Raw genomic sequence first — 25672 nt, forward strand, 5'->3', positions numbered from 1 at the left:
GAAACACCTCATTGGGATGTAAGCAAAGGCGGGCGGCGCAGCAAGCCGTGCACCGGACCGAAGACCACAGACAGCAGGTACCCGCCGCCAGCCACCAGCACAATCGCCGGGCCGCTGGGCAGCGAGTAGTAGAACGACAGCAACAAACCAAGCCACACCGACAGGCATCCCAGCACCGCGGATATGGCGATCAACACCGGCAGGCGCCGGCTCCAGAAACGTGAAGCAATCGCCGGCAGCATCATCAAGCCGACCACCATCAAGGCGCCGATGGCCTGGAAACCGATCACCAGGTTCAGCACCACCAGCGTCAAAAACAGGCCGTGGGCCAGCGGGCCGAGGCGGCTGACGGTTTGCAGGAACAGCGGGTCGAGGGTGTCCAGCAGCAGCGGTTTGTAGATCACCGCCATGGCGATCAGGCTGAAGCCCGAGACCCAGAGCATGCCGGTAAGGGTCGGGCCGTCTACCGCCAGGGCCGAGCCGAACAGCAGGTGCAGCAGGTCGAGGCGCTTGCCGGCGAGGCCGAGGATCAGCACGCCGCTGGCCAGGGAGATCGGGTAGATGGCAGCAAGGCTGGCGTCTTCCTTAAGCCCGGTGCGGCGGGTGATCCAGGCGGCGAGGCCGGCCATGCTCAGGCCGGCGCCCAGGCCACCAATGGTCAGCGCGGGCAGGCTCAGGCCGGCGAACCAGAAGCCCAAGGCGGCGCCGGGCAGGATGCCGTGGGACACCGCGTCACCGATCAGGCTCATGCGGCGCAGGATCAGGAATACCCCCAACGGCGCTGTGCTGCACGCCAATACCAGTCCGCCGACAAGCGCGCGGCGCATAAAAACAAAGTCGAGAAACGGCATCCACAGGTGGGCGGCGAAGTGCATCAGGCCACCTGCATGTGTGGCTGCGGGCGGATCAGTTCTTTACTTGAACCGAACACGCAGCCACTGCTTTTGATCTGCACCACTTGCTGGGTGTGTTGGCGTACGGAGCCGAGGTCATGGCACACCACGACCACCGTGCGGCCTGCGTCGTGCCAGGCGTGGATGTGTTTCCAGCACAGTGCCTGGCCGTCTTCGTCGAGGGCAGCGTGTGGTTCGTCCAGGAGCAATATCGGCGATTCGGCCAGGCTCATGCGGGCGAGCAGGGCGCGTTGCAGTTCGCCGCCCGACAAAGCCATCAACGGCCGGTGCTCCAGGCCACTGAGGCACCAGTCTTCGAGCACGGCTTTCAGACGCTCGGTGCGTTGTTGTGGGGTTTGCTTGCTACCCCAGAAACCGGCGGCCACCAACTCTTCGAGGCTGATAGGGAACTGGCGGTCGAGGTTCTGTTGCTGGGGCAGGAACGACAGGCCGCCACGGCGTGGGACATCGAGGGTCACTTTCCCCGCCAGTGGCTTCTGCAAGCCAGCGATGACTTTGAGCAGGCTGCTCTTGCCGGTGCCGTTGGCGCCGATGATGCCGGTGAGGCTGCCTTTTTCCAGGGTGAAATCAACAGCAGGTGTCAGGGGTTGGCCGGGGGCGCCCCAGCGCAAAGCGGTGCAGGTGATCATTCGGAAGGTCTCGTCCAGCGGCTTTCAGCCACGGCATCGTGCGCGTGCAGGCTTTCGGCGTGGATCACTTTCAAGTGGAAGGCAATGACCGCATCCGAGCGTTTCAAGGCGAGGTTAAGGCGGCGGGCGGCGTCTTCGCAGAACATCAGGTTCTGCCCGTTGGCCAGGGCGAAGGCTTGTTCGTCGGCGCGCTTTACAGCGGTTTGTACGGCGGTGCCGAGGGCGGCTTCGGTTTCGTCGATCAGTTGCGTCAGCGGTAACGTTGGCTGATCGCCTTGAAGGCGGACCTGCAACAGCGCGCTGCTGCGTTGGCTGTGGGGCGTGGCGACAATGCCGTTGGCGCTGCCCAGCCAGGTCAACACGTCTTCGTGTTGCAGCGGTGTGTTGCCGAAGTCTTCGATAAATTGCTGCTGAATCAATTGCCTGGCGAGTGCCGCCGAGCAAGGGCAGGTTGAAGAGTAAGTAACGTCAATTTTTAGTTCCACGTGGAACATCTGGTTTTCCAGACGCGCTTCGATGCTCACCGGATAGCTTTTCCAGCCGGCCAACGGGCTGACCAACGCGGGGCGTTTCAGCAGCAGATCCACATGAATCCGCAGGTAGGCATTTGTGGATAAACCTTCATGACTCTCGAGAAAACGTTGCAATACACTGCGCAGCAGTGCTGGCGTAAGCGGCTGCTGTTCAAGCATCTCTAGCGCCAGGTAAAGCCGCGACATATGAATGCCACGCGCCTCGCCGTCGTCCAGGCTGACGCCTGCATCAGCCGTGGCGCTAAGGCGCTGGCCGTCGATCAGAATGGGCAGGGCAATGCCGCACATGCCCACCCAATCGAGCGGCAAGGCTTGGCGTGAAGCCTGCGCGGCGATATCGGGCAGAGTCAGCGCGTTCATGAGCAGGTCCATCGTTGGAAATAAAAAGACATGTTATATTATTACAATTGAGTCGGCGAAAGTTTTTCTGCCCTGTCTTTTATTCAGTCATGTCGAGTACGGACGCTCCTTTATTTGCGGTGTAAGTCATGCACAGACGTCAACTCCTCAACCTGCTGCTGGCCAGTGCGGTGTTCACCCTGCCCTTTGGCGTGTCTGCCGCGCAGATCCGCAATGCACGGCTGTGGCGTTCGGATAACAAGCTGCGGCTGGTGTTGGATCTCAGCGGCCCGGTGCAATACAAGACATTCACCCTGACCGCGCCGGAACGGTTGATCATCGATTTGAGCGGCGCGAAGTTGACCGGGGATTTCAGCCAACTGGCCCTGACCAACAGCGGCATTACCTCGATTCGCTCGGGGCACTTTGGCCAGGGCGATACGCGGATCGTGCTGGATTTGAAGGCGCCGATGCAGCTCAACAGCTTTCTATTGCCGCCGCAGGATGGCCAAGGTCATCGCCTGGTGCTGGACCTGACCAGCGCCACTCATGCGCCGCAGCAAATCGCGGCGGCACCGGCGGCGTTGGCTGCACCCTTGGCGGCACCGGTGGACAGGGCGCATCCGAAACGCGACATCATCGTGGTGGTCGACCCAGGCCATGGTGGCAAGGACCCCGGCGCCATCGGCTCGAAGGGCCAGCGCGAAAAAGACGTGGTGTTGTCCATCGCCCAACTGCTGGCCAAGCGCTTGAAGCGTGAGAAGGGCTTCGATGTGAAGTTGGTGCGCAACGACGACTTCTTTGTGCCGCTGCGTAAACGCGTGGACATCGCCCGGCAGCACAAGGCCGACATGTTTATCTCGGTGCACGCCGATGCGGCGCCACGGCTTACGGCGTCCGGCGCCTCTGTCTATGCGTTGTCTGAAGGTGGGGCGACGTCCGCCACTGCGCGCTTCATGGCGCAACGGGAAAACGGCGCCGACCTGCTGGGCGCCACCACCTTGCTCAATCTCAAGGACAAGGATCCGATGCTCGCCGGGGTGATTCTCGACATGTCGATGAACGCCACCATCGCCTCCAGCCTGCAACTGGGCAGTTCAGTGCTGGGCAGCCTGCAAAGCATCACCACGCTGCATCAAAAGCGCGTGGAACAGGCCGGCTTCGCGGTACTCAAGTCGCCGGACGTGCCGTCGATCCTGGTGGAAACCGGGTTTATCTCCAACACCCAGGACGCCCAGCGGCTGGTCACCGCGCGTCATCAACAGGCGGTGGCAGACGGTTTATTTGAAGGGCTGAAAAGCTACTTCCAGAAAAACCCGCCGATGAACAGCTACATGGCCTGGGTTCAGGAACAGAAAACCGGCCAGGTCTAACAGCCGGTGATTCGGCTACAGGTGAACTTGGCGCTGGCACCACCGGAACTGGAAAACCGGTTGATGGTGGTCCAGCCCACTCGCCGCGTGTAGCCGACCCACGCCTCACCATCGGACGCCAACCCGGTAAAGAACGTCAGCTGCCCGTAGCGGCTGTTGGTTTGTGCCCAATAGCGTTTGCCGATCACCTCGAAACCCCGCAAATACGTGGTGCTGCCTGCCGTCGCGACACTGTAGGCGTTGCCCTGCGCGTCGACGCACGCCAGCAAGTTGGCGCTGCGCGTGCAGTTGGCCAGCAGGCTTGGCACTTGGGCGCTGGCCTGGCTCGCCACTATCAGCAACACACCGCACAACAGGTATTTCATGGAGGCTCTCGGGGCGTTATTCGGCTGCAAGCATTGCGCCCTTCGTCGCTCTGAGCAAGGGGGATTGGCTTATTTGTACTGTTATACTATAACATTAAAAGACAGCCTGACCCGTGAACCGCCTCCGATGACCGAACAAGACCTTCTCGCCCAACCGTCCGCCGATTACATGAATGAAGCCCAGCAAGGGTTCTTCCGCGAGCTGTTGCTGGCCCAGCGTAATGACCTGCAAGTGCGCATCGACGCTGAATTCATGGTGCTGCGCGAACAGGAGCCCAACAGCGATCCCGCTGATGTGGGCAGCGCTGAAGAGCAGCGCCAATGGCAACTGCGCCTGCTGGAGCGCGAAAAGAAGCTGTTGGACAAGATCGACGAAGCCCTGGAACACCTGGCTCGCGGCGAATACGGCTGGTGCCGTGAAACTGGCGAGCCGATCGGCCTCAAGCGCCTGTTGCTGCGCCCCACGGCCACCCTGTGTATCGAAGCCAAAGAACGTGAAGAGCTGCGCGAACGCCATCAACGGGCGATTTGACCGGCCAACCCTGATGAGGAACACCTGATGCCCAACCGTCTCCCCGTTACTGTGCTGTCCGGATTCCTCGGCGCCGGTAAAAGCACGCTGCTCAACTACGTGCTGCGCAACCGCGAAAACCTGCGGGTGGCGGTGATCGTCAACGACATGAGCGAAATCAACATCGATGGCAGTGAGGTCCAGCGCGACGTCACCCTCAATCGCTCCGAAGAAAAACTGGTGGAGATGAGCAACGGCTGCATCTGCTGCACCTTGCGCGAAGACTTACTGGAAGAAGTCGGAAAGCTCGCCAAGGAAGGTCGGTTTGATTACCTGTTGATCGAGTCCACCGGCATTTCCGAACCGCTGCCGGTGGCCGAAACCTTCACCTTCCGCGATGAAGAAGGCCAGAGCCTGGCGGACATCGCCCGGCTCGACACCATGGTCACCGTGGTCGACGGCATGAACTTCCTGCTCGACTACCAGGCTGCCGAAAGCCTGGCTTCACGGGGCGAAACCTTGGGTGAAGAGGACGAGCGCTCGATCACCGACCTGCTGATCGAGCAGATCGAATTCGCCGACGTGATCCTCATCAGCAAGATCGACCTGATCAGCAGCAGCGAGCGTCAGGAATTGATGGCGATCCTGGAACGCCTGAACTCCCAGGCGGAAATCATCCCGATGGTCATGGGCGAAGTGCCGCTGGCAAAGATCCTCAACACTGGCCGTTTCGACTTCGAGCGCGCTTCCCAGGCACCCGGTTGGTTGCAGGAATTGCGTGGTGAGCATGTGCCGGAAACCGAGGAATATGGCATCGCTTCAACGGCTTATCGCGCCCGCCGCCCGTTCCATCCACAGCGGTTTTTCGACTTTATCGACCGGCCTTGGGTGAATGGAAAACTGCTGCGCTCCAAGGGTTTTTTCTGGCTGGCCAGTAAACATCAGGACGCCGGCAGTTGGTCGCAAGCCGGCGGCCTGATGCGCCATGGCTTTGCCGGGCGCTGGTGGCGTTTCGTACCGAAAACCCAATGGCCACAGGACGAGGAAGGCGTTGCGGCAATTATGAACAATTGGCAGCCGAGCACCGGCGATTGCCGCCAGGAGCTGGTGTTTATCGGGCAGAACATCGATTTCGCGCAGATGACCGCCGAGCTGGACACCTGCTTGCTGACTGATGATGAAATGGCCACAGGCGTCGAAGGTTGGCGGTTGTTGGCTGATCCCTTTGGCCCTTGGTTTGAAGAGGCTGCCTGATGCTGGCACCGACACTGAAACTGCGCCCGGTGATTCGCCAGGTCCAGGACGAAACCCCGGCCGTGCTCACCGATATCCTTGAAGACGGCGTAAACCTTGCGGTGTGGCAGCGCCAGTTGCCGCTGCATATCGCCGAGTTTGGGGCGTTGCTGGTGGCACTCAATGAGCCGTTGGCGGAGTCGCTGGTGGTTGAGCTGAACAGCGAAGACGCCGAGCCCAACTTGCAGGACTTCGCCTCAGGTTGCCGCGATCTTGAAGGCTACGAAGGCTTTATCGCCGACGTGTCGTGGCTGGTCAGCGCCTTTGCCTGTTTGCTGGGCGCCAAGCGTATCGGCGTGCGTTTGAGGCTATTGGACAAGGCCATGTGTCCGCGTTTTCACGTGGACCATGTGCCGGTGCGGCTGATCACCACCTACGCCGGCATCGGCAGCCAGTGGCTGCGCGAAGGCGTGATGGAGCGGGGGCACCTGAGCCAGGCAAGCGCGGAGCCGGAAGAACGCATTGAGCAAATCCACTGTGGCGAAGTGGCCTTGCTCAAGGGCGAAAAATGGCACGGCAACGAAGGTTTTGGCCTGATCCACCGTTCGCCGCAGCTGCAAGCCGATCAGCGACGGTTGATTCTGACGCTGGATTGGTTGGCGTAACCGGGTAGGATCAAACCTCTCTACACGGTCTGAATGATGTCCACCATGCTGCAGAACATTCCCACCCACGTGATTGCCGGGCCCCTGGGCGCCGGCAAGACCAGCCTGATCAAGCACCTGCTGGCCCAGCGTCCGGCCAACGAGCGTTGGGCGGTGTTGATTAATGAATTCGGGCAGATTGGCCTGGATGCAGCATTGCTGACCCGTGATGACGACGGTATCGCCCTCGGTGAAGTGGCGGGTGGCTGCCTGTGTTGCGTCAATGGGGCGCCGTTCCAGGTAGGGCTCGGCCGTTTGTTGCGTAAGGCCAAGCCCGACCGGCTGTTTATCGAGCCGTCCGGGCTTGGGCATCCGGCGCAATTGCTCAAGCAACTGCGGGAAGCGCCCTGGCAGCAGGTGCTGGCGGTGCAGCCGTGCGTGCTGGTGCTGGACGCCCAGGCGTTGGCGGCGGGCAAGCCGTTGCCTGTGGCCCAGCGCGAAGCGTTGCCCAGCGCCGGGCTGCTGGTATTAAACAAGAATGAAACCCTGAGTGAGGCGCAGCGCCTGGCGATTCAGGGGCAATTGCCCGACCGGCCGATCTATTGGACGCAGCAGGTGCAACTGCCCTTGGCGCAGTTACCGGGTTTGAACGTTCAAGCCGCAGCGGCTGTGGATAACTTCGAGGTGCCCAAGGGCGTGGGGCAAATGCCGGCCATATGGACGGATCCGACTTCGCCTATCTGCCTCAGTCAAGGCCAGGAGGGTGGATGGAGCATTGGCTGGCGCTGGCATCCGAGCCAGCAATTCGACGGGCAGCGCCTGCAACAATGGCTGGAATCGTTGGACTGGCGGCGGGCGAAACTGGTTATCCACAGCCTGGACGGCTGGGTGTCGGCCAACGCTGTGGATAACGCAGTCTTAGCCTGGCAGCCCAGCGAATGGCGCCGGGACTCGCGTATCGAATTGATCTTCAGTGAAGCGCAGGATGTGGCGCAATTGCAGCGTGCGTTAGCCGATTGCCGTCAGTGACGGGTTTTGCTGCTGCCATGCTCCTGGCGCCACTGGCTTAGCTCGATGATTTCGGCGCTGGGCAGTGGGGTCTTGATTTCGAACGGGTAGGGCGCCAGTTCGATTTGCGCGCTGTGAGCGCCGAACTGGGTGATGGTCCCCGGGTGCCGCGTTTCGCCGGTCACGGTGAATTCGAAGTTGTAGATCCGCGCCAACCGCCGCCGACCGCTGGCATCCTTCACAAAACCGATGCGCTTCAACGCCACGGCGCCATCGAGCAGCTCGATGTCGAGCTTGGCGCAATGCTGCTTGACCCGTTCCAGCGCCCGCTCGCGCAGGCCGTGGTTGTGCCAAAGCCAGGCGGCACCGGTCGCCAGCAGCATCAGCACGAAGATATTTCCGAGGGTCAGCATTCGATGAACTCCAACAAAGTACGGCCAGCTTAACTGCGTCTCCGGTCTGTCGTACAGGCCGCGTTTAGTCGCATACTGCGCAGCCAGAATTTCAACGGCTTTACGGAAATCCCCTGCATGAAACGTACGCCCCATCTGCTTGCGATCCAGTCTCATGTTGTCTTTGGCCACGCCGGAAACAGCGCCGCCGTGTTCCCCATGCAACGGGTCGGGGTGAATGTGTGGCCGCTCAATACCGTGCAGTTCTCCAACCACACTCAGTATGGTCAGTGGGCGGGAGAAGTGTTGGCGCCGCAGCAAATTCCTGCGTTGGTGGAAGGCATCGCGGCGATTGGCGAGCTGGGCAACTGTGACGCGGTGCTGTCGGGCTACCTGGGCAGCGCGGCCCAGGGCCGGGCGATCCTTACCGGCGTGGCGCGGATCAAGGCGATCAACCCCAAGGCCCTGTACCTGTGCGACCCGGTGATGGGCCATCCGGAAAAAGGCTGCATCGTGCCCCAGGAGGTCAGCGACTTCCTGCTGGACGAAGCGGCAGCCATGGCTGACTTCCTGTGCCCCAACCAGCTGGAGCTGGACAGCTTTGCCGGGCGCAAGCCGCAGTCGCTGTTCGATTGCCTGGGCATGGCCCGTGCTTTGTTGGCCCGCGGGCCGAAAGCGGTGTTGGTCAAGCACCTGGATTACCCCGGCAAACTGCCGGACGGTTTCGAGATGCTGCTGGTTACGGCCGAAGGCAGCTGGCACCTGCGCCGGCCATTGCTGGCTTTCCCGCGTCAGCCAGTGGGCGTGGGTGACCTGACGTCTGGTCTGTTCCTGGCGCGGGTGCTGTTGGGCGACAGCCTGGTGGCAGCCTTTGAGTTCACCGCCGCAGCGGTGCACGAAGTGCTGCTGGAGACCCAGGCGTGCGCCAGTTACGAGCTGGAGCTGGTGCGCGCCCAGGACCGTATCGCGCATCCACGGGTTCGCTTTGAGGCGACGCCAATCGGGCTGTAGGAATATTCCTGATTGAGAGAGGCAAAGGGGGTCCGGTACCATCGGCCGTCTTTTTGCCCTCTGCGTTCATCAAGGAAGATCATGTCGCTATCCCTGCTTCATCCGCCACGGGCATTGGCTGCCCTGGCCCTGGTTTCGCTGCTCAGCGGTTGCAGCGTCCACGGTACCTACCCTGACGCAACCGAGCCCGATGCGGCGAAGTTGCGGTTCATCTCCAACACCTCCAACACCACGCTCGATATCTACGACGCGCAACACTGCACCGGCCAGACCACCGGCATGCTCAACAACTTCCTCATGGCGGACACCAAGCGCCGGGCCGACATGCTTGTGCCGCCGCCGGCCAAGGCCCGTGGGTTGCTGGAGATCAAGCTGGCGCCCGGCAAGGACACCATGTTGATGATCAACACCAACGGCGGCTCCTATGTTTGTGGCAAATCGTTCAACCTCACGCCCAAGGCGGGTGAAGAGTACGAAGTGATCTTCGACTTGCAGGGGGGCCGTTGCAGTACGCTGCTTCAGCGTCTTTCACGATTGGACGGCAAGGACGTGCGGATCCCGCAACCGCTGTTCGAGACAGGCATGCCGTCTTGCCAGGGCAAAGGCCCGATATTCGGCAAGCTGTTACCGGATACTCCGCAGCGAACGGTGTTGATTGATCGGATAATTGAAGAGCGCGCGCAGTTGATCACGGCCATCGTGTCAGAGAACAAAGTTGACCGAATGCAGACCTCGCCTCAAGAACTTGATGAGTTGATCGCCAAGCGCAAGGCGTTAATGGGCTCGTATAACTTGCCGCCGGATTACTGGAACCAGTATCGGCAGAACTATGAGCTGTCGAATAAAGAATCTGCCGGTCGGATTACCCGGGCCTTGGGGTTGTACACCGACGTGTACCGCCTGCGCCTGCGGGGAACTGAGGATGCCATTCTGGAGCAGTGGATGCAGCCCAAGGACAGTGCGATCAAAGTGCGCGTAGCGGAGAACGACAAGCTGATGTTGCAGTACTACGGGAATGCCCGAAAGAGCGTCACGATGGAGGTGGTTAATCACCACATGGAGCGCATGGCCCAGTTGGACCAACGCTTTGATGTGTGCGCGCACTTTGACAAGTGCGCGCGCTACTAAGAACACCGTAGAACCAATGTGGGAGCGGGCTTGCTCGCGAAGGCGCAGTGTCAGTCACTCAATGTGTTTCTGATACACCGCCTTCGCGAGCAAGCCCGCTCCCACATTTTTGATTGGGTTTACAGCCCAGGATTTATGGGCCGTCGGCCTTGATTTCCTGATAGCGCTTCTCCAGCTCCTGGCGAATCTGCCGGCGCTGCTGGGCCTGCACAAACCGGCGCTTGTCTTCGCTGTTCTGCGGTTGCAGCGGCGGCACTGCGGCCGGTTTGCGCTGGTCATCCACCGCGACCATGGTGAAGAAGCAGCTATTGGTATGGCGCACTGAGCGCTCGCGGATGTTCTCGGTGACCACCTTGATCCCTACTTCCATCGACGTGTTGCCGGTGTAGTTGACCGAGGCCAAAAAGGTCACCAGCTCGCCGACATGGATCGGCTCGCGAAAAATCACCTGGTCCACCGACAACGTCACCACATAGCGGCCGGCATAACGGCTGGCGCAAGCGTAGGCCACTTCGTCGAGGTACTTGAGCAGCGTGCCGCCGTGCACATTGCCTGAGAAGTTGGCCATGTCTGGGGTCATCAATACTGTCATCGACAGCTGGGTGTTTCCGGGTTCCATAGCACACTCACGGGTTTGTAGGCATTGGGTGGGGAGGCACCTCTGCGGGTGCTGGAATCTTTGCAGAGCCATTCATAACGGGACGCTGGGGGCCGGCTTGCCGTCACGCCTGGGGCGATCTGTTTCCATATATTGCACCGGCTTTCTGTCGCAAGTCGCGGTGTTACCCTTCAAAAGCCCATCTCAAGGGCATTTCTTACGATCAAGGCAGACTTTTCTTTCCGTTCATTGCGACCTTTCGGCGCGCATTCGTGGAAATGGGAAAAGCACCAGTACCCCTCAAGGAGCCCCTCGCCATGCACGCCATCAGCTTTATCCAGGACCTGGCCGTGATCATGCTGGTGGCCGGGGTGGTGACAATCCTGTTCCATCGGCTCAAGCAGCCGGTGGTGCTGGGGTATATCGTCGCCGGCTTCATCATCGGCCCACACACCCCGCCGTTTGGCCTGATCCATGACGAAGACACAATCAAGACCCTGGCCGAGCTGGGGGTGATCTTCCTGATGTTCTGCCTGGGCCTGGAATTCAGCCTGCGCAAGCTGTTCAAGGTTGGCGCCACCGCGTTTATCGCGGCGTTCCTCGAGATCATCCTGATGATCTGGATCGGCTACGAAATCGGCCGCTGGTTCGACTGGAACACCATGGATTCGCTATTCCTGGGCGCGATCCTGGCGATTTCCTCGACCACCATCATCGTCAAGGCGCTGAATGACCTGAAGATGAAAAACCAGCGCTTTGCCCAGCTGATTTTTGGCGTGCTGATCGTCGAAGACATCCTGGGCATCGGCATCATCGCCTTGCTATCGAGCATCGCCGTCAGCGGCACGGTCAGTTCCGGCGAGGTGTTCTCCACCGTCGGCAAGCTCTCGTTGTTCATGATTGTCGCGCTGGTCATCGGGATTTTGCTGGTGCCACGCCTACTGGAGTACGTGGCCAAGTTCGAAAGCAACGAGATGCTGCTGATCACCGTGTTGGGCCTGTGTTTCGGCTTCTGCCTGCTGGTGGTCAAGCTGGAGTACAGCATGGTGCTGGGGGCGTTCCTGATCGGCGCGATAATGGCAGAATCCCGGCAGTTGCTGAAGATTGAGCGCCTGATCGAACCGGTTCGCGACATGTTCAGTGCAATATTTTTTATCGCGATTGGCTTGATGATCGACCCGCAAATCCTCCTGCAATACGCTTGGCCGATTGCAGTGATTACTGTGGCGGTGGTGCTGGGCAAGATGTTGTCGTGCGGCCTTGGAGCGTTTATCGCCGGCAACGATGGTCGCACCTCGCTGCGGGTAGGGATGGGCCTGTCACAGATTGGCGAATTTTCATTCATCATCGCCGCGCTGGGGATGACGTTGCAGGTCACCAGTGACTTTCTGTATCCGGTGGCGGTGGCTGTTTCAGCGATCACCACGCTGCTCACGCCTTATCTGATTCGTGGCGCTGACCCGCTGTCACTGAAGATAGCCGCAGTGATGCCCAAGCGTATGAGCCGGGTGTTCGGGATGTATGGCGAGTGGCTGCGCAGCATTCAGCCACAGGGCGAGGGTGCGATGCTGGCATCGATGATCCGCAAGATCATTCTGCAGGTGGGGGTGAATCTGGCGCTGGTGATCGCGATTTTCTTTGCGGGTAGTTTCTTTGCCGCGCGCATTGGCGGTTATCTGGAAGGCTGGGTCAGTGATCCGAGCTGGCAGAAGGCGTTGATCTGGGGCGGGGCGTTGCTGTTGTCGCTGCCGTTTTTGATTGCGGCGTACCGCAAGCTCAAGGCGCTGTCGATGCTGTTGGCGGAGATGAGCGTCAAACCGGAAATGGCCGGTCGCCACACTCAGCGCGTGCGCCGGGTGATTGCCGAAGTAATCCCGATCCTTTCGCTGCTGGTGATTTTCCTGCTATTGGCAGCCTTATCAGCCAGTATCCTGCCGACCAACAAGTTGCTGGTGCTGATCGCTGTGGTGACGGCTGCGGTGGCCGCCGTGCTCTGGCGCTGGTTCATCCGCGTGCATACGCGGATGCAGGTCGCCTTGCTGGAGACGCTGGATAACCATAAGGATACGTTGTAGGAGCGAGCTTGCTCGCGAAAAACCTGAGAGCGCCGCGTTCTCTCAGGAGGGCAGCGTTATCGTTGACGTTTTTTGCGAGCAAGCTCGCTCCTACAAGGTGGTGAGGGGTCTCAGCTTTCCAGCCAGACGTCCCGTGCCCAGTGCCATACCGATTCCCAGGTTTCTTCGGTGACGAGTTCTTCTTCGCCGGACCACAGCACCACGGTGCCGTCTTCTTCGACGCAGTAGTAGTCGTCGCCGTCCTGGCAGATCGGGATCAATTCGCGCGGTACGCCCAAGTCCCAGGCGGTCGAGGCCACATCCGGCAGGTAGGTGTGGGAACCCGGGTCGGTCACTGTCACTGGCTCGAGGCTGCCGTAGACCACATCGCTGACGGTCAGCAGAAACTCTTTGAAGACGAATGGAATATTGATGAAGAGTTCTTCTTCAATCTCCACCAGTTGGTCTTCGTCAGGCAGCTCCAGAGGAACCGGCACCGGTTCGTTGGCTTCACGCAATTGTTCGATAACTTCTTCCACGGCCGGGATCCTCTTGCTAGATGGCGCGGTTTATAGGGGCGTTTTATACAGTAGCTCGCTATAAGTGCAACCGTGAAATAGAAAACCCCGGACAAGTCCGGGGTTTTTGTTACAGCGCACTCAAGGCGTGCAGGGATCAGCCGTTCTGGCGGATACCGGCGACCAGCCAAGGCTGGTTGTCGCCCTGTGGACGTTCCATGTTCCAGCTTTCGCTGAACACTTCGCCCTGGTCGAAACGCGAGGTTTTCGACACGCCGCTGAAGGTCAGGGTGGCGATGGTCTTGTCGGCGCGGTCATCCACACCTTCAAGCTGCACTTTCAGGTCTTCGATGTAGGTCGACTGGAAGCCGTCGCCCAGGTCCGCACGTTCGCGCTTGAGGAACTCCAGCAATTGCGGGGTCACGAACTCGGCGATCTTGTCCATTTCGTTGGCGTCCCAGTGTTGCTGCAGGGACTGGAAGTGGCTGCGGGCCGCTTCGACGAAACGCTCTTCGTTGAACCAGGCTGGCGCGTTGATCACCGGACGAGCGGCGGCAGGTGCAGCCGAACCACCAAACATCGAGTTCAGTGCTGGCTTTTGCTCGAACACTTCACGCTGCATCGGCGCGCCGGCTGGAGCCATGTGCTCCTGTTGCTTGCGACGACGGGCGGCGATAAAGCGGAAGATCAGGAAGGCGATGACCGCCATGATCAGGATGTCGAAGATCTGCATACCCTGGAAGCCGCCGCCCATGAACATGGAAGCGAGCAGGCCACCGGCCGCGATACCGGCCAGAGGGCCCAACCAGCGCGAAGCACCGCCAGCCTTGGCAGCAGCGCCTGCGGCACCGGCAGCACCAGCGGTCGCAGCTGCGCCGCCCATGCCGCCGCCGGATGGGGCCATTTGGCTGGTCTGGTGGCTTGGCGCCGAACCCATGGATTTGCCGCCACCGAAGCGCTTGGCGTTGGCGTCGAGGCTCATCGTCAGGCCGATGCACAACGCCATGGCGATGCTAAGAAAACGTTTCATAAAGGGAATTCCCATTTGTGGATTGCACGCGCGCCATGTTGCACAGGTGTGATGTCAGTGGCTAGCGGCATAGTGTTTCGGGCTTTTGCGTAAGGCCAATACCGAATCGTCTGTAGGACTTATTACAGATATTGGCCCCACCGCTGCCAAATACAAGGGCGAGTGCCATTCTTCATGTGGCGATGTGTGTATGGCGGGACGCGGAGCGCCCCAGGCGGCATTCCCACGCAGAGCGCGGGAACGATCAGTTCCGCAGTTGTTTCAGATTGCTTCAAGCTTGGCGTAACCCATCATCAGCCACTTGCTGCCTTCGGCGAAGTTCACCTGCACCCGGGCCTGGGCACCGGCGCCTTCGAAGTTGAGGATCACGCCCTCGCCGAAGATCGCATGCTTGACCTGCTGGCCAAGGCTGAATGGCGTCTCGGGGATTTCCGAACCGGCAAACATACTGCTGGAGTTCTGCTGCTGGCCGCCGCCGAACGGGCGGCTGACGCTGTTGGACAGGCGCACTTCCTGAATCAGGCCTTTCGGCACCTCACGTACGAAGCGCGACACCTTATTGTAGGTCTCGCTGCCGTACAGGCGTCGGGTTTCGGCGTAGGTCATCACCAGGTTCTGCATGGCCCGGGTGATGCCCACATAGGCCAGGCGGCGTTCCTCTTCGAGGCGGCCGGGTTCTTCCAGGCTCATCTTGTGGGGGAACAAACCTTCTTCCATGCCCACCAGGAACACGTACGGGAATTCCAGGCCCTTGGCGCTGTGCAAGGTCATTAGCTGGACGCTGTCTTCATGCTCGTCAGCCTGGGTGTCGCCGGCTTCCAGTGACGCGTGGCCGAGGAAGGCCGCCAGGGGCGTCAGGTCTTCGTCTTCTTCGTTATTTTCGAACGCGCGCGCGGCGCTGACCAGCTCCTCAAGGTTTTCTACCCGGGCCTGGCCTTTCTCGCCTTTTTCCGCTTCGTGGTACGCGATCAAACCGGACTGCTCGATCACGGTCTGGGTCATCAGGTGCAGGGGCATTTCCATGCACTTGGCGGCGAGGTTCTCGATCAGTTCGACAAACACGCCCAAGGCACCGGCCGCACGGCCGGTCAGGCCTTTGTTGGCGATCAGCAGGCGCATTGCTTCCCACATCGACACATCGCTGTGACGTGCGTGGTCGCGGATCGCCTCGACGGTCTTCTCACCGATGCCGCGTGCCGGGATATTGATCACCCGTTCCAGCGCCGCATCATTACCGCGGCCTTCCAGCAAGCGCAGGTAGGCCATGGCGTTCTTGATTTCGGCACGTTCGAAGAAGCGCTGGCCGCCATAGATGCGGTACGGAATGCGTTCGCGCAGCAAGGCTTCTTCCAGCACCCGCGATTGGGCGTTGGAGCGGTAAAGAATGGCGATATCGCTGCGGGCCAGGCCGGTTTTCAAGGCGCTTTCGATGGTTTCCACCACGTAGCGCGCTTCATCGTGCTCGTTGAAGGCCGCGTACAGGTTGATCGCTTCGCCTTCACCGCCGTCGGTCCACAGCTCTTTGCCCAGGCGCCCGGTGTTGTTGGCGATCAAGGCGTTGGCGGCCTTGAGGATCCCGGCGGTGGAGCGGTAGTTCTGCTCCAGGCGAATGGTTTCGGCGTCCGGGAAGTCGTCGCTGTATTGGTAGATGTTCTCGATTTTCGCGCCGCGCCAGCCGTAGATCGACTGGTCGTCGTCGCCCACCACCATCAAGCTGTCGCCGCCCTTGGCCAGCAGGCGCAACCAGGCGTACTGCACGGCGTTGGTGTCCTGGAACTCGTCCACCAGGATGTGGCGGAAGCGTTTCTGGTAGTGCGCCAGCAAGCCCGGGTTGTCGCGCCACAGGTCGAGGGCGCGCAGCAGCAGTTCGGAGAAGTCGATGACGCCGGCGCGCTGGCAGGCCACTTCATAGGCTTCATAAATGCTGCGCATGGTGGCCAGGAACAGGTCGCCGCTGGCCTGGATATGTTGCGGGCGCAGGCCTTCATCTTTCTGGCCATTGATAAACCACTGGGCCTGACGGACCGGCCAGCGTTGTTCATCCAGGCCCAGCTCGCGGATCACCCGCTTGACCAGGCGTTGCTGGTCGTCGCTGTCCAGAATCTGGAAGGTCTGGGCCAGGCCCGCTTCCTGCCAATGGGCCCGCAACAGGCGGTGCGCCAGGCCGTGGAAGGTGCCCACCCACATGCCGGCCGGGCTGATGCCCATCAACTGCTCGATGCGATGACGCATCTCGGCAGCGGCCTTGTTGGTGAAGGTCACCGACAGGATTGAATGAGGTGAGGCGTTCTCGACCTGGATCAACCAGGCGATACGGTGCACCAGCACTCGGGTTTTACCGGAGCCAGCACCGGCCAGGACCAACTGACGGCCAACGGGGGCTGCTACGGCCTGGCGTTGGGCATCGTTGAGGGAGTTCAGCAAAAGGGAGAGATCATCGCGCATCGGCGCATTCTAGGGTGCCCGGGGGAGTCGGGCAAATCCCAATGCCGGATGGTCGGCGTAAAACCCGACAGACAATGCTCGGTAGCCGAACAATATGTTCCCAGTGATGACCGGTCGGTCATTGGCCACAGCCCGCGCCCTGTCTCACTCAAGCCGTCTGGCTCCAAGGTTTGCGGCTAATTATTGCGATATTTTAATGACGTGGAGCTGTTTGGCCCGGACGTTTGCTTGTGTATGCTCCGTGCACGTTTCGGGCTCACCATTATAAGAACACTGCCTATGACCCTTAGCATTGACCTGGCTGGCCCCTCTGTGGCGCCGGCGCAGGTTATCCGCAAACACTACGCCATGGAGATGGCGGTCGAGCGCACGCGCCTGCTTTACCAAGGCTCCCTGCTGCCTACCTTATTAATGCTGGTTAACGGCCTGGTCTGCGCCTGGTTGCTCTGGAGCCCGCAGCGCTACCTGCTGGACAGCATTTGGCTGGTGTGGCTGCTGGCACTGGTGGCCCTGCGGGTGATTCAGGTGGCGGCGTTCGATTCGGCAATGCCGAGCCGCCAGGCGCAGCCGATCTGGGGTCGCATGTTCATGCTCGGTTCAGCGGTCAGTGGCCTGACATTGGCCAGCGCGGCCATTGCTCTGGTACCGGTGGACAGTTTTGCGCAGCAGGCTTGGGTGTTCGGCCTGCTGGGTGCGGCGACCTTGTCCGCCAGCGTTGCTTACGCCGTCAGCTTGCCGGCGTTCCTTTCGTTTGCCGTGCCCTGCCTGGTGCCTGCGATTGTCTATTTGTTCTGGAGCGGCGACCCGCAACAACAAGGCTGGGGTTGCCTGGGCCTTATTTTGCTGGCGTCCCTGAGCCTGGTGGCATGGCAGGTCAATCGTCTGATTCAACGCGGGCTGCTGCGACGCTTCCAGAATCAGGCATTGATCGAGCATTTGCAGCAAGCGCAGCAGCGCAGCGAGCAGCTTAACCAGGAACTGGTGCGTGAAGTGGAGCAGCGGCGCCAAGTTGAACAGGAATTGCGCGAGGCGCAGATTGGGCTGCAACACCGCGTCGATCAGCGCAGTCAGGAGCTGGATGTCGCCAGCCTGGCCCTGAGCAAAAGCGAAGCGCGCCTGGCCATGGCGTTGCAGGCCAGCGAACTGGGCCTGTGGGACTGGAACCTGCAAACCGACGAAGTCCACCACACCCAGCTCAAGGAGCTGTTCGGCCTGGAGCCGGAATACGTCACGGCGATGCTCAGCCACCTCAAGCCGCGGCTGCACCCGGACGATTTGCCCCTGCTCAAGCGTGCGCTGGTGGAGCACCTTAAGGGCCGCAGCGAGGATTACCTGGTGGAATACCGGGTGCGCCATGGCGATGGCCATTGGGTATGGATTCAGGACCGTGGCCGCGCCGTGGAGCGCTCGCCCAGCGGGCGCGTTACGCGGATGCTCGGTACCCGCCGCGACATCAGCGCCGGCAAGGCCCTGGAAGAACAGCAACGGCTGGCCTCGACGGTGTTTGAGGCCGCCAGCGAAGGCATTGTTATCCTGGACCCGGACTACGTGCTGGTAGCGGTCAACCAGGCGTTCAGCCGCGTCACCGGCTTCGACATTGACGACATGATTGGCCGCAACGTCGTCGAACTGCCCAGCAGCCGTGACGCGCGGCGCCATTTCCCGGTGATCCGCCAGGCGCTGCTCAGCCACGGCACCTGGCAGGGCGAGCTGGTGGAAACCCGCAAGAACGGCGAACTCTACCCACAATGGCTGCAGCTGAATGTGGTGCGTGATATTCGGGGAAATGTCAGCCATATCGTGGGCTTCTTCGCCGATTTGTCTGCACGGCGCGAATCCGAGGAGCGCATGCGCTACCTCACTCACTACGATGAATTGACCGGCTTGGCCAACCGTTCACTGTTCCGCGAGCGGCTGCGCGAAGCCCATCAGCGGGTGCGCCAGGGCGGTCGCAGCCTGGCTTTGCTGCACATCAACCTGGACCGTTTCAAGCTGCTCAACGACAGCCTCGGCCATGAAGTGGCCGACCAGTTATTGCAGAAAATGGCCCGCCGCTTGATCAATGCCTTGCCCGAAGCCGACACCATTGCGCGCCTCTCTGGCGATGAATTTGCCGTGCTGTTCGACGCCTACGGCAACCTGTCGAGCCTGGCCCGGGTGGCCACGCGGTTGCTGGCCAAGTTGCGGGTGCCGGTGACGGTGGAAGGGCACGAGCTGGTGGTCAGTGCCTCAATGGGCGTCAGCCTGCTGCCCGACAATGCGCGGGAAATATCCGCGCTGGTCAGCCAGTCGAACATGGCCATGCAGCACGCGAAGCATTTGGGCGGCGATAATTTCCAGTTCTACACCGACAGCCTGCAAGCCAGCACCCTGGAGCGTTTGCAGTTGGAGAACCAGCTGCGCAAGGCGATTGATGAGCGCCAACTCACGGTGTTCTATCAACCCAAGCTGTGCCTGGCCAGCGGCAAGCTGAATGCCGTCGAGGCGTTGATTCGTTGGGAGCATCCGCAGTGGGGCATGGTTCCGCCTGGCGACTTTATCGGGCTGGCCGAAGAAACCGGTTTGATCGTGCCGCTGGGCGAGTTTGTGTTGCGCCAGGCCTGCTGGCAGGCCTGCGAGTGGCAGCGCCAGGGGCTGGCGCCGATCCGCGTGTCGGTCAACCTGTCGGTGCACCAGTTGCGCCAGGGCAAACTGGTCAGCCTGGTGCGCCAGGTGCTGGAAGAAACCGGGCTTGATCCGCAGTACCTGGAGCTGGAGCTGACCGAAAGCCAGCTGCTCGACAGTGTTGAGCACATCATCTCGACCTTTCAGCAACTGCGCGACCTGGGTGTGAAGCTGGCGATTGATGATTTCGGCACCGGCTACTCGTCCCTCAGCTATCTCAAGCGCATCCCCGTGGACTACGTGAAGATTGACCAGACCTTCATCCGGGGTCTCGGCCAGGGTCGCGAGGATGCTTCGATCACCCGCGCAATCATCGCCATGGCGCATGGGCTGTCGCTCAAGGTGGTGGCCGAGGGCGTGGAAGATCAGCAGCAGCTGGATTTCCTGCGGGCCGAGCAATGTGATGAGGTGCAGGGCTATCTGATCAGTCGGCCGATGGAAGCGGACGGCCTGGCAGATTTGTTACGAAAAAATGCCGATTTTCCCTAGTTGAGCCCAAGCCGCACGCGGGGCTACATCGGGCCTGCCCGCTGATTCAGCGGGCAGCAGCGTGATTAAGTGATGCATCGAACGGGCAAATCGGTAATTCTTGTAGTATAACTACAAGCTTGCTACATCCCTGGCGTCTGCCAATAACAAGAGTCCATCCCTTTGAACCTGTTGCAACATATCGCCCAGTCGCGCCACCTGTTACGCAAATCGGAACTCAAGGTTGCCGATCACGTGCTGCTTGACCCTGCGGCTGTGATGCACAGTTCCATGGCCGACCTGGCCCACAGCGTGGGCATCAGCGAGCCGACCATCGTGCGCTTCTGCCGCGCCATCGGTTGCTCCGGGTTCCAGGACTTGAAGCTGAGGCTGGCCCAGAGCCTGGCGGCCGGTGCGAGCTTTGGCCAGTTCGCGATTCACGAAGACGATTCCGTCGCCGACTACAGCCTGAAAATCTTCGACACCACCCTGCACACCCTGATGGAAGTGCGGGAAAAGCTCGACCCGGTGGAACTGCAAAAAGCCGTGACCGCCATGTCCCAGGCCCAGCGTGTGGAGTTCTACGGCTTCGGCGCGTCCGGTGCAGTGGCGGCGGATGCCCAGCACAAATTCTTCCGTTTGCTGCTCACGGCCGCGGCCTACAGCGACCCGCACATGCAGGCGATGTCGGCGGTGACATTGAAGCCTACCGACGTGGCGATCTGCATTTCCCAGTCTGGCCGCTCCAAGGATCTGCTGATCACCGCCAACCTGGTGCGTGAAAGCGGCGCGACCCTGATTACCCTGTGCCCGAGCCAGACGCCGTTGGCAGAGCTGTCGACCGTCAACCTGGCGATCGACGTGCACGAAGACACCGAAATCTACACCCCGCTGACCTCGCGTATCGCCCACCTGGTGGTGATCGACGTGCTGGCAATGGGCGTGGCCATGGCGCGCGGCCCGAGCCTGGTCAACCACCTCAAGAGCGTGAAGCGCAGCTTGCGCAGCCTTCGGTTGTCGCCCAAATCCGTAAAAGCCCTCGACGACTGATAGTTTGTACGCAGACCAATGTGGGAGCGGGCTTGCTCGCGAAAGCGGTGGGCCAGCCAAGCTATTCAGTGACTGACACTGCGCATTCGCGAGTAAGCCCGCTCCCACATTTTGATTGGGTTATGCCCCGGAAGATTCATCGTCCTGTCATCCCCGCGCCGCCAAATCGTCATCGCCCAAGCCCATTCTGTACTCCCCGTACTCGCATTGGGAGACTCGAAATGGCTCGGCAATACGAAGAAAGCAACAGCACCGTCAAGACTCGTCGCCAACAGGAAGACCAGCGCCGCATGGCGTTTCGTCGTGCAATTGAAGACCGCTGCGATCAGCGTCAGTTGCAACAGAGCATCAGCGACTACCCGGAACTCCACTGGCAGGCACCCGCGGCTGCCCAGCGAAGCGCTCAGCCAGCGCGCTGATCTGTAGCCGCTCGCTGCGGATAAAGCCCAGGAATGCATGGGCCACCGGTGACAGGCGCTTGGCCTTGGCCTGCACCAGGCACCAACTGCGGTACAGCGGCAGTTCTTCCACCGGCAGCTCCTTGAGCCCGCCGGTGGCCAGTTCCAGGTTGACCGCGTGGCGCGTCAACAGCGCCACGCCCAACCCTGCGCACACGCATTCACGCTGTGCCTCGGCCGAGGCCACTTCCACCGTCTGGGTGAAGTGCACGCGCTTTTCCTTGAAGTATTCCTCACACGCCATCCGCGTCCCGGAACCCGGCTCGCGCAACAGCAGCGTGTACGGCTCCAGGTCCTGCAAACGCAATGGCCCTTGATGGCTCAGCGGGTGATCGTGGGGCGCCACGGCGACGATCGGGTTGTTGAGGAATGGCAGGAATTCCAGGCCCATGTCCTGGGGCACCATGGACATGATCACCAAGTCATCACGGTTGTCCGAAAGCCGGCGAATCACCTGAGCGCGGTTGACCACTGTCAGGTGCAGGTTGACCTCAGGGTGCTGGCGCTTGAAGGCGGCGAACAGGTGCGGCACGAAGTACTTGGCGCTGGATTCCACCGCCAGCTTCAGTTGGCCTTGCAATGAGCCCTGCATGTCTGAGAGCTGCATGTCGAGGTTTTCCAGGCGCCCGAAAATGTCTCGGCTGGCCCGTTGCAACGCTTCGGCGGCCTCAGTCATATAGAGCTTTTTGCCCACATAATCGAACAGCGGCTGGCCCAGCAGCTCTTCCAGCTGTTTGATTTGTAGGCTGACGGCCGGTTGCGTGAGGGACATTTCCTCGGCTGCACGGCTGTAGGAGCGCAAATCACAGACTTCATTGAAAATCTGCAACTGACGCAATGTCATACGCATCAATGACTTACGCATTACTCAAATACTTCCGCCGACCCCTGATGCGATGACTATAAGTCTTTACTTATACACAACCCAATTATTATTGATTTTTGTTAATCCCTGCAGGGGCATAGTGTGTGTCTCGCGACTGGCTTGAAACATTTGGTCACGCGCCGACCCGCCTCCAGGGTCGAAGTAGGTAGCAATCGGCTCAAGGGAATTTCCAAGTGATAAAAAAGATCCTGATCGCCAACCGTGGTGAGATTGCCGTACGTATCGTGCGTGCTTGCGCCGAGATGGGCATTCGTTCGGTCGCGGTCTATTCCGATGCTGATCGCCATGCCCTGCATGTAAAGCGCGCAGATGAAGCCCACAGCATCGGTGCCGAGCCGTTGGCCGGTTACCTGAACCCGCGCAAGCTGGTGAACCTGGCGGTGGAAACCGGTTGCGACGCGCTGCACCCCGGCTACGGCTTCCTCTCGGAAAACGCCGAGCTGGCAGACATTTGCGCCGAACGCGGGATCAAATTCATCGGCCCGTCGGCAGAAGTGATTCGCCGTATGGGCGACAAGACCGAAGCCCGCCGCAGCATGATCAAGGCCGGCGTGCCGGTCACCCCTGGCACTGAAGGCAACGTTGCCGACATCGCCGAAGCCCTGACCGAAGGCGACCGCATTGGTTACCCGGTCATGCTCAAGGCCACCTCCGGTGGTGGCGGGCGCGGCATTCGTCGCTGCAACAGCCGTGAAGAACTCGAACAAGCCTTCCCTCGCGTGATTTCCGAAGCCACCAAGGCGTTTGGTTCGGCGGAAGTGTTCCTGGAAAAATGCATCGTCAATCCCAAGCACATCGAGGCGCAGATTCTCGGTGACAGCTTCGGCAACGTGGTGCATTTGTTCGAGCGCGATTGCTCGATCCAGCGCCGTAACCAGAAGCTGATCGAAATCGCCCCAAGCCCCCAGCTGACCCCTGAACAGCGCGCGTACATCGGCGACCTGTCGGTGCGCGCAGCCAAGGCCGTGGGCTACGAGAACGCCGGCACTGTGGAGTTCCTGCTCGCCGAGGGCGAGGTGTACTTCATGGAGATGAACACCCGGGTGCAGGTGGAACACACCATCACCGAAGAAATCACCGGCATCGACATTGTGCGTGAGCAGATCCGCATCGCGTCGGGCCTGCCGCTGTCGGTCAAGCAGGAAGACATCCAGCACCGGGGTTTCGCGTTGCAGTTCCGGATCAACGCCGAAGACCCGAAGAACAACTTTCTCCCAAGCTTCGGCAAGATCACCCGTTACTACGCACCCGGCGGCCCCGGCGTGCGTACCGACACGGCGATCTACACCGGCTACACCATCCCGCCGTTCTACGACTCGATGTGCCTGAAGCTGGTGGTGTGGGCGTTGACCTGGGAAGAAGCCATGGACCGCGGCCTGCGCGCCCTGGACGACATGCGCCTGCAAGGCGTGAAGACCACCGCCGCCTACTACCAGGAAATCCTGCGTAACCCGGAATTCCGCAGCGGCCAGTTCAACACCAGTTTTGTGGAAAGCCACCCTGAGCTGACCAACTACTCGATCAAGCGCAAACCCGAAGAGCTGGCCCTGGCTATCGCCGCCGCCATCGCCGCCTACGCAGGCCTGTGAGGAATATTCCAATGACTAAAAAGATCTTCGTAACCGACACCATCCTGCGCGACGCCCACCAATCGTTGCTGGCGACCCGCATGCGCACCGACGACATGCTGCCGATCTGCGACAAGCTCGACAAAGTCGGCTACTGGTCGCTGGAAGTCTGGGGCGGCGCGACCTTTGACGCCTGCGTACGTTTCCTGAAAGAAGACCCGTGGGAGCGCCTGCGCAAACTGCGCGCGGCGTTGCCCAACACGCGCCTGCAAATGCTGCTGCGTGGCCAGAACCTGCTGGGCTACCGTCACTACAGCGACGACGTGGTCAAAGCCTTCGTCGCTAAAGCTGCCGTAAACGGTATCGACGTGTTCCGCATCTTCGACGCGATGAACGACGTGCGTAACCTGCGGGTGGCCATCGAAGCGGTGAAAGCTGCCGGCAAACATGCCCAGGGCACCATCGCCTATACCACCAGCCCGGTGCACACCGTCGAGGCGTTCGTGGCCCAGGCCAAGCAGTTGGAATCCATGGGTTGCGACTCGATCGCGATCAAGGACATGGCCGGCCTGCTGACCCCGTACGCCACCGGCGAACTGGTCAAGGCGCTGAAGGCCGAGCAAAGCCTGCCGATTTTCATCCACTCCCACGACACGGCCGGCCTGGCTGCAATGTGCCAACTCAAGGCCATCGAAAACGGTGCCGACCACATCGACACCGCCATCTCCAGCTTTGCCTGGGGCACCAGTCACCCGGGCACCGAGTCGATGGTCGCCGCCCTTAAAGGCAGCGAATTCGACACCGGCCTGAGCCTTGAGCTGCTGCAGGAAATCGGCCTGTACTTCTACGCCGTGCGCAAGAAGTACCACCAGTTCGAAAGCGAATTCACCGCCGTCGACACCCGTGTGCAAGTCAACCAGGTACCGGGCGGGATGATTTCCAACCTGGCCAACCAGCTGAAAGAGCAGGGCGCGCTGAACCGTATGAACGAAGTGCTGGCCGAAATCCCGCGCGTTCGTGAAGACCTCGGCTTCCCGCCGCTGGTCACTCCGACGTCGCAGATCGTCGGCACCCAGGCGTTCTTCAACGTGCTGGCCGGTGAGCGCTACAAGACCATCACCAACGAAGTGAAGCTTTACCTGCAAGGCGGCTACGGCAAGGCGCCGGGCGTGGTGAACGAAAAACTGCGCCGCCAGGCGATCGGCAACGAAGAGGTGATCGACGTACGCCCGGCCGACTTGCTCAAGCCGGAAATGACCAAGCTGCGTGGCGAAATCGGTGCGTTGGCCAAGTCTGAAGAAGACGTGCTGACCTACGCGATGTTCCCGGACATCGGCCGCAAGTTCCTCGAAGAACGTGACGCCGGCACCTTGAGCCCAGAAGTGCTGTTGCCGATTCCTGAAGCCGGTGGCGTAGCGCGTGCCGGTGGCGAAGGTGTGCCGACCGAGTTCGTGATCGACGTGCACGGCGAAAGCTACCGCGTGGATATTACCGGGGTTGGCGTCAAGGCCGAAGGCAAGCGCCACTTCTACCTGTCCATCGACGGCATGCCCGAAGAAGTGGTGTTCGAACCGCTCAACGAGTTCGTCAGCAGCGGCGGCAGCAAGCGCAAGCACGCCACTGAGCCTGGCCATGTCAGCACGGCGATGCCGGGCAATATCGTCGACGTGCTGGTCAAGGAAGGTGACGTGGTGAAAGCCGGCCAGGCCGTGCTGATCACTGAAGCGATGAAGATGGAGACCGAAGTACAGGCGGCCATCGCCGGCAAGGTCACCGCCGTTCACGTGGCCAAGGGCGACCGGGTCAACCCGGGCGAAATCCTGATTGAAATCGAAGGCTGAGTAACAGCCTTC

23 protein-coding genes are annotated in these 25672 nt (G+C 60.7%); 13 read left to right on the plus strand and 10 right to left on the minus strand.

The window, feature by feature from the left end:
* Positions 1–8: 8 nt before the first annotated feature.
* The 3 genes from CEC48_RS00600 to folE2 are packed head-to-tail and all read right to left on the minus strand — an operon-like array spanning position 9 to position 2436.
* Positions 9–875 (minus strand): metal ABC transporter permease, encoded by an 867-nt coding sequence (locus tag CEC48_RS00600; protein ID WP_088421978.1) that lies wholly within the window; start codon positions 873–875, stop codon positions 9–11.
* Complete coding sequence (locus tag CEC48_RS00605; RefSeq protein ID WP_088421979.1) at positions 875–1543, minus strand: metal ABC transporter ATP-binding protein; 669 nt, start codon at positions 1541–1543, stop codon at positions 875–877. Before CEC48_RS00605 ends, CEC48_RS00600 begins: the two co-directional genes overlap by 1 nt.
* Positions 1540–2436, minus strand: coding sequence for a GTP cyclohydrolase FolE2 (gene folE2, locus CEC48_RS00610; RefSeq protein WP_088421980.1), 897 nt, complete (start codon positions 2434–2436; stop codon positions 1540–1542). Before folE2 ends, CEC48_RS00605 begins: the two co-directional genes overlap by 4 nt.
* Before the next feature lie 128 nt (positions 2437–2564).
* On the opposite strand from folE2, the gene CEC48_RS00615 reads away from it, so the two are divergent.
* Entirely contained in the window at positions 2565–3788 is a 1224-nt protein-coding gene (locus CEC48_RS00615) for an N-acetylmuramoyl-L-alanine amidase (RefSeq protein WP_088421981.1), read from the plus strand.
* On the opposite strand, the gene CEC48_RS00620 is transcribed toward CEC48_RS00615, so the two are convergent.
* Entirely contained in the window at positions 3785–4153 is a 369-nt protein-coding gene (locus CEC48_RS00620) for a glutamine synthetase (protein WP_088421982.1), read from the minus strand. The genes CEC48_RS00615 and CEC48_RS00620 overlap by 4 nt on opposite strands.
* Positions 4154–4280: 127 nt before the next feature.
* Here CEC48_RS00620 and dksA point away from each other — a divergent pair, with 127 nt between their 5' ends.
* The 4 genes from dksA to CEC48_RS00640 are packed head-to-tail and all read left to right on the plus strand — an operon-like array spanning position 4281 to position 7570.
* A complete protein-coding gene (gene dksA, locus CEC48_RS00625) occupies positions 4281–4685 on the plus strand; it encodes an RNA polymerase-binding protein DksA (protein WP_088421983.1) in 405 nt (134 codons plus the stop codon).
* A gap of 27 nt (positions 4686–4712) precedes the next feature.
* The gene (gene zigA, locus CEC48_RS00630) at positions 4713–5918 is read left to right on the plus strand and encodes a zinc metallochaperone GTPase ZigA (RefSeq protein WP_088421984.1); all 1206 of its coding nucleotides are present in this window, start codon (positions 4713–4715) and stop codon (positions 5916–5918) included.
* The gene (locus CEC48_RS00635) at positions 5918–6562 is read left to right on the plus strand and encodes a DUF1826 domain-containing protein (RefSeq protein ID WP_088421985.1); all 645 of its coding nucleotides are present in this window, start codon (positions 5918–5920) and stop codon (positions 6560–6562) included. Before zigA ends, CEC48_RS00635 begins: the two co-directional genes overlap by 1 nt.
* Before the next feature lie 45 nt (positions 6563–6607).
* The gene (locus CEC48_RS00640) at positions 6608–7570 is read left to right on the plus strand and encodes a GTP-binding protein (RefSeq protein WP_088421986.1); all 963 of its coding nucleotides are present in this window, start codon (positions 6608–6610) and stop codon (positions 7568–7570) included.
* Here CEC48_RS00640 and CEC48_RS00645 read toward each other — a convergent pair.
* Entirely contained in the window at positions 7564–7962 is a 399-nt protein-coding gene (locus tag CEC48_RS00645; RefSeq protein WP_017476780.1) for a DUF3301 domain-containing protein, read from the minus strand. The two genes, CEC48_RS00640 and CEC48_RS00645, sit on opposite strands and share 7 nt — an antisense overlap.
* 117 nt (positions 7963–8079) lie before the next feature.
* Between CEC48_RS00645 and pdxY the strand changes: the two genes are divergently transcribed.
* Both pdxY and CEC48_RS00655 read left to right on the plus strand, forming a co-directional pair.
* A complete protein-coding gene (pdxY, locus tag CEC48_RS00650) occupies positions 8080–8952 on the plus strand; it encodes a pyridoxal kinase PdxY (protein ID WP_063033787.1) in 873 nt (290 codons plus the stop codon).
* Positions 8953–9033: 81 nt separating this feature from the next.
* On the plus strand, positions 9034–10080 hold the full coding sequence (locus tag CEC48_RS00655) for a hypothetical protein (protein WP_088421987.1): 1047 nt from the start codon (positions 9034–9036) through the stop codon (positions 10078–10080).
* 133 nt (positions 10081–10213) lie between these two features.
* Here CEC48_RS00655 and CEC48_RS00660 read toward each other — a convergent pair whose 3' ends face one another.
* Positions 10214–10699 carry an acyl-CoA thioesterase gene (locus tag CEC48_RS00660; RefSeq protein WP_088421988.1) on the minus strand — a complete coding sequence of 162 codons (486 nt, stop codon included), beginning with the start codon at positions 10697–10699 and terminating at the stop codon, positions 10214–10216.
* 296 nt (positions 10700–10995) lie between these two features.
* On the opposite strand from CEC48_RS00660, the gene CEC48_RS00665 reads away from it, so the two are divergent.
* Positions 10996–12753 (plus strand): cation:proton antiporter, encoded by a 1758-nt coding sequence (locus CEC48_RS00665; protein WP_088421989.1) that lies wholly within the window; start codon positions 10996–10998, stop codon positions 12751–12753.
* Positions 12754–12863: 110 nt separating this feature from the next.
* On the opposite strand, the gene CEC48_RS00670 is transcribed toward CEC48_RS00665, so the two are convergent.
* The 3 genes from CEC48_RS00670 to uvrD all read right to left on the minus strand — a co-directional run bounded on the left by CEC48_RS00670 (position 12864) and on the right by uvrD (position 16725).
* Positions 12864–13271 (minus strand): SMI1/KNR4 family protein, encoded by a 408-nt coding sequence (locus CEC48_RS00670; protein WP_088421990.1) that lies wholly within the window; start codon positions 13269–13271, stop codon positions 12864–12866.
* A gap of 136 nt (positions 13272–13407) precedes the next feature.
* Positions 13408–14280, minus strand: a complete 873-nt coding sequence (locus CEC48_RS00675) for a Tim44 domain-containing protein (protein WP_088421991.1) — start codon at positions 14278–14280, stop codon at positions 13408–13410.
* 261 nt (positions 14281–14541) lie between these two features.
* The gene (gene uvrD / locus CEC48_RS00680) at positions 14542–16725 is read right to left on the minus strand and encodes a DNA helicase II (RefSeq protein ID WP_088421992.1); all 2184 of its coding nucleotides are present in this window, start codon (positions 16723–16725) and stop codon (positions 14542–14544) included.
* Positions 16726–17004: 279 nt separating this feature from the next.
* On the opposite strand from uvrD, the gene CEC48_RS00685 reads away from it, so the two are divergent.
* The 3 genes from CEC48_RS00685 (at position 17005) to CEC48_RS31705 (ending at position 21326) form a co-directional block, all read left to right on the plus strand.
* Entirely contained in the window at positions 17005–19878 is a 2874-nt protein-coding gene (locus CEC48_RS00685; protein ID WP_088421993.1) for a GGDEF domain-containing phosphodiesterase, read from the plus strand.
* 162 nt (positions 19879–20040) lie between these two features.
* On the plus strand, positions 20041–20907 hold the full coding sequence (gene hexR, locus CEC48_RS00690; RefSeq protein ID WP_088421994.1) for a transcriptional regulator HexR: 867 nt from the start codon (positions 20041–20043) through the stop codon (positions 20905–20907).
* A 221-nt stretch (positions 20908–21128) separates the two neighbouring features.
* The gene (locus CEC48_RS31705) at positions 21129–21326 is read left to right on the plus strand and encodes a PA3496 family putative envelope integrity protein (RefSeq protein ID WP_076013218.1); all 198 of its coding nucleotides are present in this window, start codon (positions 21129–21131) and stop codon (positions 21324–21326) included.
* Here the strand turns inward: CEC48_RS31705 and CEC48_RS00700 are convergent.
* Complete coding sequence (locus CEC48_RS00700; RefSeq protein ID WP_088421995.1) at positions 21256–22230, minus strand: LysR family transcriptional regulator; 975 nt, start codon at positions 22228–22230, stop codon at positions 21256–21258. The genes CEC48_RS31705 and CEC48_RS00700 overlap by 71 nt on opposite strands.
* Before the next feature lie 194 nt (positions 22231–22424).
* On the opposite strand from CEC48_RS00700, the gene CEC48_RS00705 reads away from it, so the two are divergent.
* Both CEC48_RS00705 and oadA read left to right on the plus strand, forming a co-directional pair.
* A complete protein-coding gene (locus CEC48_RS00705; RefSeq protein WP_088421996.1) occupies positions 22425–23840 on the plus strand; it encodes an acetyl-CoA carboxylase biotin carboxylase subunit in 1416 nt (471 codons plus the stop codon).
* An 11-nt stretch (positions 23841–23851) separates the two neighbouring features.
* The gene (gene oadA, locus CEC48_RS00710; protein ID WP_088421997.1) at positions 23852–25660 is read left to right on the plus strand and encodes a sodium-extruding oxaloacetate decarboxylase subunit alpha; all 1809 of its coding nucleotides are present in this window, start codon (positions 23852–23854) and stop codon (positions 25658–25660) included.
* Positions 25661–25672: the final 12 nt, after the last annotated feature.

This window comes from Pseudomonas sp. K2I15 (assembly GCF_002204795.1).
GTDB lineage: Bacteria > Pseudomonadota > Gammaproteobacteria > Pseudomonadales > Pseudomonadaceae > Aquipseudomonas.